Source organism: Alteromonas sp. G4i13, from assembly GCF_054960505.1.
Window position 1 is genome coordinate 75,630 of the sequence record NZ_JBHNYX010000016.1, and the last position, 15,125, is coordinate 90,754.

14 protein-coding genes are annotated in these 15,125 nt (G+C 44.7%); 3 read left to right on the top strand and 11 right to left on the bottom strand.

What is annotated here, in order from left to right; translation table 11 throughout:
- Positions 1 to 49: 49 nt before the first annotated feature.
- A complete protein-coding gene (locus tag ACFI6J_RS09915; RefSeq protein WP_462555375.1) occupies positions 50 to 1,960 on the top strand; it encodes a protein kinase domain-containing protein in 1,911 nt (636 codons plus the stop codon).
- Positions 1,961 to 1,978: 18 nt separating this feature from the next.
- Complete coding sequence (gene cynS / locus ACFI6J_RS09920) at positions 1,979 to 2,428, top strand: cyanase (RefSeq protein ID WP_014949029.1); 450 nt, start codon at positions 1,979 to 1,981, stop codon at positions 2,426 to 2,428.
- Between the two features lie 113 nt (positions 2,429 to 2,541).
- Here cynS and fusA read toward each other — a convergent pair whose 3' ends face one another.
- From fusA to ACFI6J_RS09945, 5 genes are all read right to left on the bottom strand, one after another.
- On the bottom strand, positions 2,542 to 4,629 hold the full coding sequence (fusA, locus tag ACFI6J_RS09925; protein ID WP_039225640.1) for an elongation factor G: 2,088 nt from the start codon (positions 4,627 to 4,629) through the stop codon (positions 2,542 to 2,544).
- A gap of 183 nt (positions 4,630 to 4,812) precedes the next feature.
- Positions 4,813 to 5,910 carry a 23S rRNA (cytidine(2498)-2'-O)-methyltransferase RlmM gene (gene rlmM / locus ACFI6J_RS09930; protein WP_239246179.1) on the bottom strand — a complete coding sequence of 366 codons (1,098 nt, stop codon included), beginning with the start codon at positions 5,908 to 5,910 and terminating at the stop codon, positions 4,813 to 4,815.
- A complete protein-coding gene (locus ACFI6J_RS09935) occupies positions 5,903 to 6,370 on the bottom strand; it encodes a DUF423 domain-containing protein (protein WP_239246181.1) in 468 nt (155 codons plus the stop codon). Before ACFI6J_RS09935 ends, rlmM begins: the two co-directional genes overlap by 8 nt.
- Positions 6,371 to 6,405: 35 nt before the next feature.
- Positions 6,406 to 7,098, bottom strand: coding sequence for an alpha/beta family hydrolase (locus tag ACFI6J_RS09940; RefSeq protein WP_239246183.1), 693 nt, complete (start codon positions 7,096 to 7,098; stop codon positions 6,406 to 6,408).
- A 1-nt stretch (position 7,099) separates the two neighbouring features.
- The gene (locus ACFI6J_RS09945) at positions 7,100 to 8,002 is read right to left on the bottom strand and encodes a transcriptional regulator GcvA (protein WP_239246185.1); all 903 of its coding nucleotides are present in this window, start codon (positions 8,000 to 8,002) and stop codon (positions 7,100 to 7,102) included.
- A 216-nt stretch (positions 8,003 to 8,218) separates the two neighbouring features.
- Between ACFI6J_RS09945 and ACFI6J_RS09950 the strand changes: the two genes are divergently transcribed.
- Positions 8,219 to 8,497, top strand: a complete 279-nt coding sequence (locus ACFI6J_RS09950; protein ID WP_014949023.1) for a hypothetical protein — start codon at positions 8,219 to 8,221, stop codon at positions 8,495 to 8,497.
- A gap of 62 nt (positions 8,498 to 8,559) precedes the next feature.
- Here ACFI6J_RS09950 and kdsA read toward each other — a convergent pair whose 3' ends face one another.
- The 6 genes from kdsA to hemA all read right to left on the bottom strand — a co-directional run bounded on the left by kdsA (position 8,560) and on the right by hemA (position 15,006).
- Positions 8,560 to 9,414: a 3-deoxy-8-phosphooctulonate synthase gene (gene kdsA, locus ACFI6J_RS09955; protein ID WP_061485402.1), complete on the bottom strand. Its 855-nt coding sequence runs from the start codon at positions 9,412 to 9,414 to the stop codon at positions 8,560 to 8,562.
- A 20-nt stretch (positions 9,415 to 9,434) separates the two neighbouring features.
- Entirely contained in the window at positions 9,435 to 9,806 is a 372-nt protein-coding gene (locus ACFI6J_RS09960; RefSeq protein WP_014949021.1) for a SirB2 family protein, read from the bottom strand.
- Positions 9,807 to 10,038: 232 nt separating this feature from the next.
- On the bottom strand, positions 10,039 to 11,601 hold the full coding sequence (locus ACFI6J_RS09965; protein ID WP_014949020.1) for a response regulator: 1,563 nt from the start codon (positions 11,599 to 11,601) through the stop codon (positions 10,039 to 10,041).
- 153 nt (positions 11,602 to 11,754) lie between these two features.
- Complete coding sequence (gene prmC, locus ACFI6J_RS09970; protein WP_348671053.1) at positions 11,755 to 12,594, bottom strand: peptide chain release factor N(5)-glutamine methyltransferase; 840 nt, start codon at positions 12,592 to 12,594, stop codon at positions 11,755 to 11,757.
- A 36-nt stretch (positions 12,595 to 12,630) separates the two neighbouring features.
- Positions 12,631 to 13,716: a peptide chain release factor 1 gene (prfA, locus tag ACFI6J_RS09975; protein ID WP_014949018.1), complete on the bottom strand. Its 1,086-nt coding sequence runs from the start codon at positions 13,714 to 13,716 to the stop codon at positions 12,631 to 12,633.
- 15 nt (positions 13,717 to 13,731) lie between these two features.
- Positions 13,732 to 15,006: a glutamyl-tRNA reductase gene (hemA, locus tag ACFI6J_RS09980; protein ID WP_462558439.1), complete on the bottom strand. Its 1,275-nt coding sequence runs from the start codon at positions 15,004 to 15,006 to the stop codon at positions 13,732 to 13,734.
- Positions 15,007 to 15,125: the final 119 nt, after the last annotated feature.

Here is a 15,125-nt window from a genome sequence, read left to right on the forward strand (position 1 = left end):
ATAACTAATTGGGCTCATAATTAAATATGCAGGTAAGAAGCAATTAAACATGAATGAGCGAGCCGCGTTAAACGCCCCAATTAACCCACCAGCTAACACGCTCAGTGTAAGTGCATTTTCTACAGCCGGCGTTAAAGCGATAAACCAAGATGCATACGCTTTCCAAGTCTCTGATAACCCAAATCAAAGCAGCGTTTTTGTTATCGCTGACGGTGTAAGTAGCAGTACGGTTAGCCAGGTTGCTAGCGACTTTGCTACCAGTCAGTTTATTAAACTGTTTAAAATAGCGCCGGAACAATGGTCGGTTAAGACGCGCGCTGAAACCATTATTAAAGAGATAAACGCGCTGCTTTACACACGTACGCAAAGAAGTCCCTTTTGCTATACACCAGAAAAAGGTTATGTGTGCACGTTAACAGTGGCAGTGGTAACAGGCAATCACATGGATGTATTTCATGTGGGGGATTGTCAAATTCAAGTTCTTTCTAAGAACGCACAATCGCCTATCTTACTCACAAAACCTCATCGTCAAGTATCGGAAAGTGAGCCTTCGCAGAGTTATCTTACTAAAGCATTAGGCGTTCAAGCACATATAGATATCGACCACACAACACTCACCCTCAACTCATCGAGCACGTTTTCGATTAGTAGCGACGGCGTTTATGAGTTTGTTTCGCTACCCACCATTCTTATGAAAATCAGTGAGGCCGATACGCTTTCTGAAAACCAAGCTGCGTTGGTAGTACATGAGGCATTTACTAGAGGAAGCGATGACAACCTCACCTTACTTCTCGTAAAGGTTCTTGTAGCTAGCCATGATGGCCTAGACGATCACAGACACCCACTGTATACAGGCGTTTCAACTTCACCTCATTCATCTGTACTTAACAGGCCGTTGGTCAACCAACTGATAACCAATTCTGAGGTTTCTGATGCTGCGATTCATTACTCAAATCAGCAGTCTGATGAACATGTATGCCGAGAGCCTGCTGCCGCAAACTTTAAGACGGGTGATGATGTTGATGGACTGAAGCTAGAACGACAGCTTTATACGTCGGCCCGAAGCCATGTTTTTATTGCCACCAATTCGTCTTGTGAAGCTACGCACACAAACAGCCCTGTGGTTGTAAAAACACCGGCTACCGACTTTACCCTATCACCAGAAATGGTAAATGGGTTCCTAATAGAGAGCTGGTTTTCGAGACGGATTAATTCGGCACACGTTATTAAAAGCCCAACGTTTACTGATTTGGGTTTACCATACCCTCCCTCTGCTTTTTACAGCGTAAGTGAATATGTACAAGGTCAAACGCTAGCTCAATGGGCTGTTGATAATCCTACGCCGCCATTAGAGCAAGTTAGGAATATAATCGAGCAGGTTGGTAAAGGTTTACAGGCAATGCACCGTCAGGGCATTGTTCATAGGGATATACGCCCCGACAATATTATTATTAGCGAACAAGGGCACTGTACTATTATAGATTTGGGTTCAGCAGCCTTAGCCGATGCCCCAAGCCTCTATAGTGACACACCTATTCCTGGCGCTGCACTTTTTTCCGCACCTGAATACTTTTTAGGAAATGTTGGCACAGAGCGCTCTGATCTGTTTTCCTTAGCCGTACTCACCTACTATCTCTTGTGCGGGCGTTACCCCTATGGCACAAAGCTCGTTCATTGTCGCACGTTGGCTGAGCAGAAAAAGTTAACATACCAAACCGCATTGGCTCCTAATCGACCAATACCTAATTGGGTTGATAGCGCCCTTAAGCGTGCTTTGCATGTGAACCCTGATAAGCGATTTTCTTCACTATCTGAGTTTCTTTTTTCGCTTCGCTACCCAAATCCATCACAACATACGGCGTACGAGCCGTTAGTAAAACGACACCCTCTTTTTGTGTACAAGGTGCTAATACTGGCACTTATTTTCAGCAATCTAGTTACGCTCATTTTGTTTAACTAACCCTTTAAGGAAATGCAAATGATTACATCGAGAACCCAAGTTACCGACATGATCCAGTCAGCCAAAATTTTAAAAGGCATAAAGTGGAGTCAGATTGCCGAAGTTGTTGGTCAGTCAAAAGAATGGAGTACAGCAGCTTGCTTAGGACAAATGGCCATGACAAAGCAGCAAGCTGAAGCCGTGGGTGAGTTGCTTGAGCTTACCGATGAAGCGATTGCCTGGCTTCAAATCGTGCCCTACAAAGGCTCGTTACCCACAGAAGTCCCTACCGACCCGCTTATTTACCGCTGGTATGAATTGGTGAGTGTGTATGGCACTACATTAAAGGAATTAATTCATGAAGAGTTTGGCGACGGCATCATGAGTGCCATTGATTTTTCTATGGATTTACAGCGCGAAAACGATCCTAAAGGTGACCGTGTCAGCGTAGTTATGTCAGGGAAGTTTCTGCCATATAAGATGTACTAAACGTATTTCAGGATGGGACACCCGACATAAAAAAAGCCGGTCATGCGACCGGCTTTTTAGTATTTCTTGAAGCGTAAGCTAACCCAAGGTCAGCTTACGTTCGCAAAGGCTAATTACTTAGCAGCTTTACGTGCTTTTGCTTCTTCAATTACTTTGTCAGCTACGTTCTGAGGACATGCTGAGTAGTGGCTGAATTCCATAGAGAACTGACCACGACCAGATGTAATAGTACGTAGGTGACCGATGTAACCAAACATCTCAGATAGAGGTACGTCAGCCTTGATACGAACGCCAGTAGCGCCAGCTTCTTGGTCTTTGATCATACCACGACGACGGTTAAGGTCACCGATTACGTCACCAACGTTGTCTTCTGGGCTGAATACGTCAACTTTCATCACAGGCTCAAGAATTTGAGGACCTGCTTTTGGCATTGACTGACGGAATGCACCTTTAGCTGCAATTTCGAACGCGATTGCTGATGAGTCAACTGCGTGGAAACCACCGTCGAATAGCTCAACTTCAACGTCTAGTACTGGGTAGCCCGCTAGAGGACCTACTTCCATCATACCTGCGAAACCTTTTTCGATTGCAGGGAAGAATTCTTTAGGAACGTTACCGCCCACAACAGTAGATGTGAACTTGAAGCCAGAGTTAGTTTCGCCCGGACGGATGCGGTAATCAATCTTACCGAACTGACCAGAACCACCAGACTGCTTCTTGTGCGTGTAGCTGTCTTCAACTGCTTGTGTGATAGTTTCACGGTAAGCAACTTGAGGTTGACCAACTTCTAGCTCAACGCCGTAAGTACGCTTCAAGATGTCTACTTTGATATCTAGGTGAAGCTCACCCATACCTTTAAGGATGGTTTCGCCAGAATCTTCGTCAGTTTCAACTTGGAAAGATGGGTCTTCTGCTACTAGTTTACCGATAGCGATAGACATCTTTTCGTTAGCGCCTTTGTCTTTTGGCTTAACAGCAATCGAGATTACTGGCTCAGGGAAGATCATTGGCTCTAGTGTACAAGGGTGCTTAGGATCACATAGCGTGTGACCAGTTTGAACGTTCTTCATACCAACAACAGCTAGGATGTCACCTGCTTGTGCTGAAGTAAGTTCAGTACGTTCATCAGCGTGCATCTCAACCATACGGCCGATACGCTCAGTTTTACCCGTTGCGCTGTTAAGAATAGTGTCGCCTTTGTTTAGCTTACCAGAGTAGATACGGATAAACGTAAGGGCACCGAAACGGTCGTCCATGATTTTGAACGCAAGTGCACGGAACGGCTCGTCAACAGATACTGTTGCAACTTCTCCAGTAGGCTCACCCGTTTCTTCGTCAGTTAGATCTTGTGGATCAACTTCTGTTGGAGAAGGTAGGAAGTCTACAACCGCGTCAAGAACTAGCTGAATACCTTTGTTCTTAAATGCAGAACCACAGTATGTTGGGAAGAACGCTAGGTCACGAGTACCTTTACGGATACAACGCTTGATGTCTTCTAGAGACGGCTCTTCACCATCCATGTAAGCCATCATTAGGTCGTCATCTTGCTCAACAGCAGTTTCGATTAGTTGCTCACGGTATTCGTTAGCCTTATCAACCATATCTGCTGGGATATCTACAACTTCGTAGTTTTCAGGAAGACCTGAATCGTCCCAGATGTACGCTTTCATGTCTAGAAGGTTAACAACACCTTTAAACTCGTCTTCGATACCGATTGGAAGCGTCATTACTAGTGGGTTAGCAGCAAGTACTTTCTTAACTTGGCCAACTACACGGTAAAAGTCTGCACCCATACGGTCTAGTTTGTTTACGAAGATTACACGCGCAACTTCTGATTCGTTAGCATAACGCCAGTTAGTTTCTGACTGAGGCTCAACACCGCCAGAACCACAGAATACACCGATACCGCCGTCTAGTACTTTAAGTGAACGATATACTTCAACTGTAAAGTCAACGTGTCCCGGAGTATCGATGATGTTCATGCGATGATCTTTCCAGAAACAGGTTGTTGCCGCTGACTGGATGGTAATACCACGCTCAGCTTCCTGCTCCATGAAGTCAGTTGTTGATTCACCATCGTGAACCTCACCAGTTTTATGGATTTTACCAGTAAGCTTCAAGATACGTTCTGTTGTGGTAGTTTTACCCGCGTCTACGTGGGCGAAAATACCAATGTTTCTGTAATGAGATAAGTCTGACATTAGTTCACTTTCATTGGTTCAGAGTAAAAAAACGGCCGGATTATAAAGGATTTCTATACCAGATTTACACCTTTTTTAGCATAAACCTTAAATTCGTTTGCCAAAATCCGCGCCACCATCAATTCTTTTCTTTAAGTATCAATAACTTATTAATTAATGACACTTTTTTGAAAAATAACAAAATCACACCTCATCTTTTGAAGTGCGAACAATTGTTACTGTAACTTCATCTCTGTCGTGGTAGAGATGCCTCACCTTCACCGCAAATGCATCTTCCAAGGCATTTAATCGGCCTCTTAGCAACGTCATGGCTTCAACTACAGTTTCATAACGTTGTTTCATAGGTAACTTTAAATTGAATATTGCGTGCGTTGCCCAGTGCTTAACTAACCAATCACCCATCAATTTAGCTACCCTATCGGGTTGCTCTATCATATCACATACCAGCAAATCTACACGACCAAATTGTGGTCGATAGGTAAACCCGTCTGCCGCGTGATGTTCAACCAAGCCCGTGCTCATTAAACTATCGGCTACAAGTCCATTGTCGATAGCTTCAACATACATTCCGCGCTTCACCAGCTGATATGTCCAACCACCCGGGCATGCACCTAGGTCCACGGCACGTCCACCGCTTCGAAGTACCTTAGCCTGCTGTTTGTCGCTCAGCATATTCACTAAAGCATCTTCAAGTTTAAGCGTCGAGCGGCTCGGCGCATCACTTGGGAACTTTAACCGGCAAATACCCAAGTGATCGCCACTAGCATGACTGGGTAATGTATAGCCAATGTGGCAAATCTCAAATGACTCAAAGAAAATATGTAGCTTTGGCTTACCTAAATTTTCCTTTGCGGTGAGCCATCCCGCTTTTCTTAGGGCTTGGCGAAGAGGAACAGTAAACTTTCGGCAGAACTTTGCGAGGGTTTTACCTTCTTCTGTATCTGGGTATTCGACGTCTATGGCGCCAAAAATTTGAAATGGTTTTTCTACCTCTTTTAGGGCTTCAAGCACTTGCCCTACTCTGTCTTCTTTTTCTATATCGGTAAGAGTGGCAAAAACTGCCACCAGCTGACGAGGAAAAATACTGTCGTAAACAGCAAACTGGGTAATGGTTTGCTCTAGCTGCGAGCCATCATATAAATGATAAAGCACAAAGCCACTGTTCTTCTTCGACACTGGGTAGCCATAACACTGGGCTTCACCGTAACGCGATGTAAGTTCGTTAGCCGTATCGTTTTCATAACCAGGTCGGCAATAACCCAAAATACTGGTGTTAGACATTACCTGCCCCCGGCGTGTGGTGAGTTTTGTTCTGCTCTTCTTTTTGTTGCTTGTTTAAATAATGACCTTTTATCAGTCCAATCACTAACAACACCCATCCAATAATAAAGAACATGCCACCCAAAGGCGTTATCGGGCCAAACCATTTAATACCGCTTATTCCTAGCGCATATAAACTTCCACTAAACAACACAGTTCCGGTAACAAAACAAAACGCTACACGATTAGCCCACATCGATGAGACAACGCCTGACAGCGCAGGCAAAAGCAGCAAGGCTAATGCGTGATACATTTGATAACGCACGCCAATTTCAAACGTGTTGAGCTGCTGTGCAGTTAATACGCTTTTTAAACCATGTGCGCCAAACGCACCTAGTACCACAGAAAGGCCCGCTAGCAATGCGCCAATAATAAGATAAGGTTTAGCAACGGTGGCAAACCTAAGTTTTTCAGTTTTCATTAAATTAGTCTTTCGCTCTGATTTCTAATTAACCATTAATTACTTAAATGGGCTTCAATAAAAGAAGCGGTAAGCGTGGCAGCGGTAACAATGTGTTCTTCCTGCGTTTTGCCACTTGCTTTGCGAGGCTTAAAACTGTGATCGCCGTCGTCCAAATAGGCGCACTCAATGTCTGTAGATAATACGCGACGCTTTTTGTAATCTTCTACTTCGCTCTTTGTACCAAAGGTATCTCGTTCACCCTGAATAATAAGCAAAGGCTTAGACGCCGTTTGCAGATGTTCGGTTCGTGTTTTTTCTGGCTTACCAGGAGGGTGAAACGGATAGCCCAGCGCTATCGCGCCTTTTACATTGCTCACCGCTTCGTACACCATGGTCGCCATACGCCCGCCCATCGACTTTCCACCGATGAACACAGGCAAGTTATGCAAGGCTTTGTTATCTTTGCTGCAGGTTTCAATCACCGCAGTAAAATGTGACATAAGTTTATCGGCTTTATCGGGAGGCCTACGCTTACCGGTAGCTTTTATGGTTTGCATATAGGGAAAGTTAAAAAGAACGGTTGATATACCTCTAGCAACCAGTTCCTTCGCAATGTCTTGCATGAACTCATGTTCCTTACCGGCGCCGGCTCCGTGGCCTAGTATCAAACACGCTAAGGGCTTATCGGCTTCATGCAATTCAATGTCAAAACTAGGCTGTTCAGCAATGGTGTTCAACTTAGTCATATTACAACAAGTCCTCTTGTTCAGCTTCGACCAGCGCTAAGATCCAGTCTCTAAATGCCGAAATCTTACCGAGTTCAGCCTGTGATTCCTCACACACGAGATAAAACGCATCGCGACTCTCCACGCGTTCTTCAAACGGCATAACTAGCCTTCCCGCTTCAATTTCCGGCCTTGCAAGTACCGTGTTACCCAACGCAATGCCTTGACCGAGTGCAGCGGCTTGCAAAACTAGCATGGAGTGACTGAAAACCGGTCCTTGGTTAACGTTTACGCCAACCACACCTACATGCTTCAACCAATTTTTCCATGCAGTACGGCTTAAGTCGTGAAGCAACACGTGGTGCCTTAAGTCAGACAGGCTGGATAAAGGTTTGGGGCCTTGAAAAAGCATTGGAGAGCAAAGCGGAGTTAGAAACTCTCGATGTAGCTGGTCGGCTTGAAGACCAGCCCAACGACCTTTACCGTAATATATCGCAACGTCTACATCGTCTTCTAAGAAGCCTTCATCGAAATCAACTGCCTTGATGCGTACGTCGATGTCTGGATGCGCCAAGCTAAACTTATGAATACGGGGTACCAGCCATTGGCTCGCAAAGCTGGGCGGCATCGCTACCGTGATAGCACCTTTACTGCCCTTCGCAAGTAGCCTTTCTGTCGCATCTTGTAAGTTTTTGAAGATATCTTTTAGCTCAAGAAAATAAGCTTGACCTTCTTCGGTTAGAAGCAGGGTTCTATTTCTTCGAAGAAATAGCTTCATCGATAAGAAATCTTCAAGCGCTTTTATCTGGTGGCTAACGGCAGCTTGCGTAACAAACAGCTCATCGGCAGCCTTAGTAAAGCTCAAATGGCGAGCAGCCGCTTCAAACGATTTCAAGGCGTTGAGAGGGGGTAAACGTCGATGCATATATCGTTTTTAATCCAGTGTGACCGAAGCATGACAAATTCATTAGTTTTTCTAATGACAACCCATACTTTTACTCGTTTTATTTTTCACCACCCACTGACTATAATTTACCCGAAATTAAAAAAGAACATTTAATTTCAGCATTTTATGATGAACATTTGTTAAACATTTTAACATTCATCAACAATTATTTAATTATTTTTATTAGGTGTGAAAATGAAAAAATTACTTTTAGCTAGTGTTTCTGTAATGGCTTTTGTAAGCGCTGCTGCAAATGCTAACGCACAACCAGAAAAGATCAATCTACAATCGTTAATCAACACAGCAATGACCAGCGTAAAAATGGCCGAAGTACTGCCAGAAAACGATGCGCACATTGTTGTGAAAAAGCAGTCTAAAGCGATTTTAGCTGAAGAGACGCAAGTTCAGCTTCACAAGAACTTATTAGCAATGACAAAAGGTGAAGAGCGCGTAAACGTTTCTGAAGCGGAATAAGCAACTCACACACCTGATACGCATGCCGGTGCTTGCACCGGCATACGCCATCAAATACTAGCTTAGGTATTACTTGTATCTAACGCGTCAAAACCTTTCACCAATTCATCTAGTGCTTTCATCTGCTGCAAGTAAGGCTCTAATTTTGCCAACGGCAGTGCGCAAGGCCCATCACATAGTGCTTCATCTGGGTTAGGATGCGCTTCTATAAATAGCCCTGCCAAACCTAATGCCATACCACTTCTGGCCAACTGTGCAGCTTGCGCTCTACGACCATCTGCAGACGTCGCTCGGCCACCCGGCATTTGAAGTGCGTGAGTCGCATCAAATATTACTGGGGCATATTCTTTCATTGCGTCCATGCCAAGCATGTCCACAACTAAATTGTTATATCCAAAGCAGCTACCACGCTCACAAAGAATAACCTTATCGTTCCCCGCTTCGCCTAGTTTTCCTATGATGTGACGCATTTCATGCGGTGCTAAGAATTGAGGCTTTTTCACATTGATAACGCTACCGGTTTTTGCCATTGCAACCACAAGGTCGGTTTGGCGCGCCAAGAAAGCAGGCAGTTGAATAACATCCACCACTTCAGCTACGGGAGCTGCTTGGTGCGGTTCGTGCACATCAGTGATAAGCGGAACGTTAAAGGTCGACTTAATTTCTTCAAAAATACGCAACCCTTCTTCCATGCCAGGCCCACGGTAAGAAGTCACAGATGAACGGTTCGCTTTATCAAACGAGGCTTTAAAAACGTACGGAATATTGAGCTTTTGCGTTACTTCAACATAGTGTTCTGCAATACGCATAGCGAGATCGCGAGACTCAAGTACGTTCATTCCACCGAACAGAGCAAACGGCAAGTGGTTGGCAACGTCAACGTTACCTACATTAATAATCTGTTGAGATTCAGACATTATCTATTTCCAATTAAATCTTAAAAAAGAGGTTGTTTGGTTACAGCAACCATAGCCGTTGCCATAAGCACAACAAGCGCTGCTACGAAAAAGCTCCATTTGCCTAACGCTGTTTTGGCTTTTTTCAATGCAAACAATCCAAACACTATGTACAGCACCACGCCCACAACTTTAAATGTGAGCCATGCATTAACTAAAGGATATTGAGACAAAATAATGCATAGCCAAATTGCGCTGGCTAATAGCACGGTATCAATGATATGAGGGAGAATTTTAACCCATTTTTTGCTAAGTGCTGTAGCGTCGAATTGACTCCATATAAAGCGAAAGACAAAAAATAATATGCTCAAGCCAACGGCGGTCATGTGAAGGTGTTTAGCCATCATGTACATAATGTGTTCCTGTTCTTATTAGATAGTAAGGCTGCTTCTGGTTACTTTAACACAGGTGTTAATTGAGCCGATTTAGTTTTACAGCAATGCAAAATTCAACAGACTCAGAATACGAGTAGCAGACTCAAAAAAACAGGTGCATGTAGCACCTGCCTTCGTTTTAATTATGGCGCCTGTTTAGAGGCTGTTATTGTAACGTATTACAGTACGTAAATAACGGAGAAATAAATCATTATGCGTCAGGGAATTGAGCTTGAATTGCCATAAAGGCCGGAAGGTCATTTAGCATACACTGAACTAAATCAGGGTCGAAGTGCTTGCCACTTTCCTCTTTCAATACGGCTTCAACCTTATCAATTGTCCACGCTGGCTTATACGGCCTTGCGTTTAACAGTGCATCAAACACATCAACTAACGTGGCAATACGGCTTTTTATATCAATTTCTTCGCCTTTAAGCCCGTCTGGATATCCCTTTCCATCCCAGCGTTCGTGATGTTGCTTTGCTAACATTGCTGCAAGTTGGATAGTGGGCCGGCTTGAATCTCGCAAGATCTGGTAACCAAATTCAGCATGCTGACGTATTTTAAATACTTCCTCTTCGGTTAACGGCGTCGTTTTGTGCAAAATAGATTTAGGCACTATAGACGTCCCAATATCATGGAGTGGCACGGCAAGGCGTAATGCGTGGATGTCTTGCTCGTTCAGCCCAACCTTTTCTGCCAACAGTTGCGCCATTTCAACCATTCTTGTGAGATTATTTGATGCATTTGACTCATGCTCTAACGCTCGACCTAAACGCTCAATTATTTCTTTCTGCGTCGCTTCAACATCTACGGTTTTAAGTACGTTGTCAAAAGCAAGCTGAACACTGTCTGAAAAGCGTTTTACCAGATGACGATCACTTTCCCCTATTCGTCTCGGTAATCCTGACAAGTACAAGAGTGCGCCATTGTGGCTTTTACTGTTGCAATAAGCCACAACGTGATCTTCTGCATAAACAATTTGCTTATCGCGCATAGCTCTTGCGCACAGGGCATATTCTTGTGCGCTAATCGCGTCTTTTAAAGGCACCCCTTCCTTACTGGCGTACTCACCGTTGCCAGCAAAAACATATAGTTCGTCGTCACCCAGTTTGTTGTTGCTGGTATTAATAGTACGCGATGTGGTTGCCACCGCTGTAGTAATGTAAGCAGCATCCTTTGAACAGCCCAGAATAGACGCCAGCTGTTGAATGATGCCCTGCATGAACTTTTCGAGGGAACGAGAGGAAAATAAATCCACAGACGCATCTATAATTTTTTCAAGGCCGCGTCTATTTTCTTCGATAACGATAATATCTCGATATGAGCGGAGCGCTGCAATGATAACAGTAAAAAGTTTTTGCGCGGTCAGTTCGGTTTTCGACTTGTAGTCGTTGATGTCGTAATTAATGATGACATCTTTTTCAGGGGCTTGGCCAGGTTGTCCAGTACGCAAAATAATACGCGTGAAATGATTGTCTAATTCGTTACGAACATACTCCGCCACTTTAAGACCGGCGTCATCAGTCTCCATAACAACATCAAGTAACACAACGGCGATATCATCATGGGTTTTGAAAATGGCCTTCGCTTCCTCTCCGCTATAGGCACTAACAAACTCAAGGGTTTTGCCATTTAAACTAAAGTCATTTAGCGCCAGCTTGGTAACGGCGTGTACTTCGGGTTCATCATCAACAATGAGTACTTTCCAGCTACCCAGATCATCTACTTCATTTTCATCGTCATCTTCTGCGAAAAGAAAGTCATCATTCATCTGGTACGTCCTGTAGTGTAAGAGATTGTTTAACTTAGTGCTTTTTGAGGTCTTACAACCGCTTAATAGATACTAATGTAAAACAAAATATTAGCAAGTTTGCAATTAAATTTTGATAACTACAGGAAAGATAATTTCTTTGGAAGTTGAAAACTACTGCCACTGTCCTAGCGTTACACGGTCATTGTCGCCGTAGTCTTTAACAGTTTTGACGTCTACAAATCCCGCATCTACGAGCAAAGCGTTGACCGCAACCCCTTGGTCAAAGCCGTGTTCGAATGCAAGTAAGGCACCTTTATTGAGATATTGCGGCGCGCTATTGATGATGTGTTTTATGTCGTCTAGGCCGTCAGTGCCCGAGGTTAATGCTGTTTTAGGTTCAAAACGCACGTCGCCCTCATTAAGGTATGGACTGGATTCTTCTATGTAAGGTGGGTTTGAAACAATAATGTCGAAGGTTTGACCTGCCAGCGCACTAAACCAGTCACTTTGCACAAAATGCGCATTGGCTATGCTATTAGCTTGAGCATTGCGGGTAGCAAGCTTCACCGCCCCCTCTTGGTAGTCTACGCCAGTAACGGATGCTTCTGGCAGTTCGCTCGCTAATGCCAGCGCAATGGCGCCCGTACCTGTTCCCAAATCACAGATAGATAAGGATGCAGAGGATTGTTGATTTGCCCAATTGAACACCTGCTCAACCAATACTTCTGTATCCGGTCGTGGAATTAATGTATCTGGCGAGGTAAACAGTGACAGGGTCCAGAAATCACGCTTGCCGATAATATACGCCACGGGCTCACCCCGTTTACGCTTGGCCACATCCGCTTCAAACTGCGCTTTTTGGGCGGCATCCAAGGTTTTATCAGGCCATGTGAATAGGTAAGTTTGTGACTTACCTAGAATGTTCGCCAACATGACTTTGGCATCAATAGAGGGTGACTCCCCACCCTCTAGTTGTTCAGCAGCCCATGTTAAGGCGTTGTCTATGCGCATTGTTTTTCTATAAACAGTTTGTGTAACAAGAAAGCGTTATTCGTCAGACAGAGAGGCCAGTAGATCGGCCTGATGCTCTTGCAAAATTGGGTCGATAAGCTGCTTAAGGTCACCTTCCACCACTTCGTCTAAACGATAAATAGTCAGGTTGATACGGTGGTCGGTTACACGTCCCTGCGGGAAGTTATAAGTACGAATTCGCTCAGAGCGGTCACCGCTACCGACTAGGCTCTTACGAGTAGAAGCCTCTTCTGCTGCACGCTTTTCTTCTTCAATCTGATTTAAGCGCGCTTGAAGTACCGACATCGCTTTCGCACGGTTTTTGTGCTGTGAACGCTCGTCCTGACATTCCACTACCAAGCCTGTTGGCAAGTGAGTAATACGAATAGCCGAGTCGGTTTTGTTAACGTGCTGACCACCCGCACCTGATGCACGGAAGGTATCGATGCGAAGCTCTGCAGGGTTAATTTCAATTGCCTGCGACTCTGGAATTTCTGGTAATACCGCCACAGTACATGCCGAGGTATGGATACGGCCTTGTGATTCGGTTTCTGGTACACGCTGTACGCGGTGACCGCCCGACTCGAATTTCAATACGCCGTACACGCCATCGCCGCTAACATTCGCAATGACTTCTTTATAACCGCCATGCTCGCCTTCATTGGCGTTAACCAACTCTACACGCCAGCCACGACTTTCGGCATAACGGCTGTACATGCGGAACAAGTCACCTGCGAATATTGCCGCTTCGTCACCACCCGCACCAGCGCGAATTTCCAAGAAACAGTTGTTATCATCGTTAGGATCTTTTGGCAGGAGTAGCACCTGAAGTTCAGTTTCAAGGCGTTCAATTTCCGCCTTGGCATCTTTCATCTCTTCCTGTGCCATCTCGCGCATTTCAGCGTCATCTTCGTTCAACATTTCCTGCGCTGAAGCCAAGTTTTCTTGTGCTTGCTGATAAGCATTAAAGCCTGCCACTACATCTTCTAGCTGACTAAACTCTTTTGACAAGTTGCGAAACTTATCTTGATCGCCGATAACTCCAGGGTCGCCTAACAACGCCTGAACTTCTTCGAAACGCTCGACTAAGTGTTCGAGTTTCCTAACTACCGACTCTTTCATATGCTTCTTATTACCTTATTTATTATCGTCTGACGAAAAGTCAGATAAATCTAATGCCTGTCCCATCCATCGGCTCAATGCCGGGTCATCGTGCATGGCAGCCTCGCGTAACGCTAAGGTTGTTGGGTGCAATAGCGTATTGGTTAATTTATACGCCATTTCTTCTAATACCGTTTCGGCATTTTTACCTTCCGCTAATTGCGCTTTGGCTTTTTCCACAATATCGTCACGCTGTGCCATGCCTTTCTGGCGATACTGTCTTACTAAATCTATCGATTGCTGCGACTGCTTCCACGTCATGTAGTCGCCAGCTTGTTTGTCGATGAGCTTTTCCGCTTCTTTTGCTGCTTGCTCGCGGTTTTCTAAATTCTTCTGAACAATATGCTGCAAATCATCAACGGTATAAAGATAGGCATCGCCTAGCTCGTTAACCTCTGATTCGATATCTCGTGGTACTGCAAGGTCAACCAAAAACATCGGCATGTTTTTGCGCTGCTTAAGGGCTTTCTCCACCATACCCTTGCCAATTAAGGGCAGTTGGCTAGCGGTAGAGCTTATCACGATATCAAAGTCTTTTAAGTGCTCTGGCACCTGCGATAAGGTAAACACACTTGCATCTAGTGTTTCAGCTAAGGCTTCTGCTCGCGCTACGGTTCTATTCGCCACCGCCAAACAGCTCACGCCCTGCTCTTTCAAATGCTGAGCCACAAGTTCAATGGTTTCGCCAGCTCCCACTAATAACACTGAACGTTTTGGTAGTTCAGCGAATATATGCTTGGCCAACTGAACGGCTGCATAAGCCACGCTTACCGCGTTTGCACCTATATCTGTTTCACTGCGAACTCGCTTCGCCACCGAAAACGTATGTTGAAACAGCTTATCAAATTCGCTGCTCACCATACCTGAGTGTTTTGCATCACCAAACGCCTGCTTCACCTGACCTAAGATTTGAGGTTCTCCCAAAATCAGTGAATCAAGTCCGCTGGCTACACGCATAATGTGCTTTACCGCTTCATCCTGCGCGAGCACATAGCTGTTATTGGCAATCTCTTCTACATCCAAGTGATGGAAATCACTTAACCATTGTAAAAGCTTTTGGCCTGTGTCGTCTTGAGTATTAACGTATAGCTCAGTGCGGTTACAGGTCGATACAATGACAGACTCATCTACGCCTTCCAGCTTTTTTAAACTCGCAAGCGCTTCCACCAGAGAATCTGGTGTAAAGGCCACTTTTTCGCGAAGTGCTACTGATGCTGTTTTGTGGTTAATACCGAGGGCGAGTAAAGTCATTAAAATCTGTGCTGGCAACGTCGGAGCGGCATTGTACGAAAAACCCAAAATGATTGAAAGTGTTGGTGAAACTGTGTTCCCATAATGTCACAATTAAATGTGTTTTATTTTTATACAGG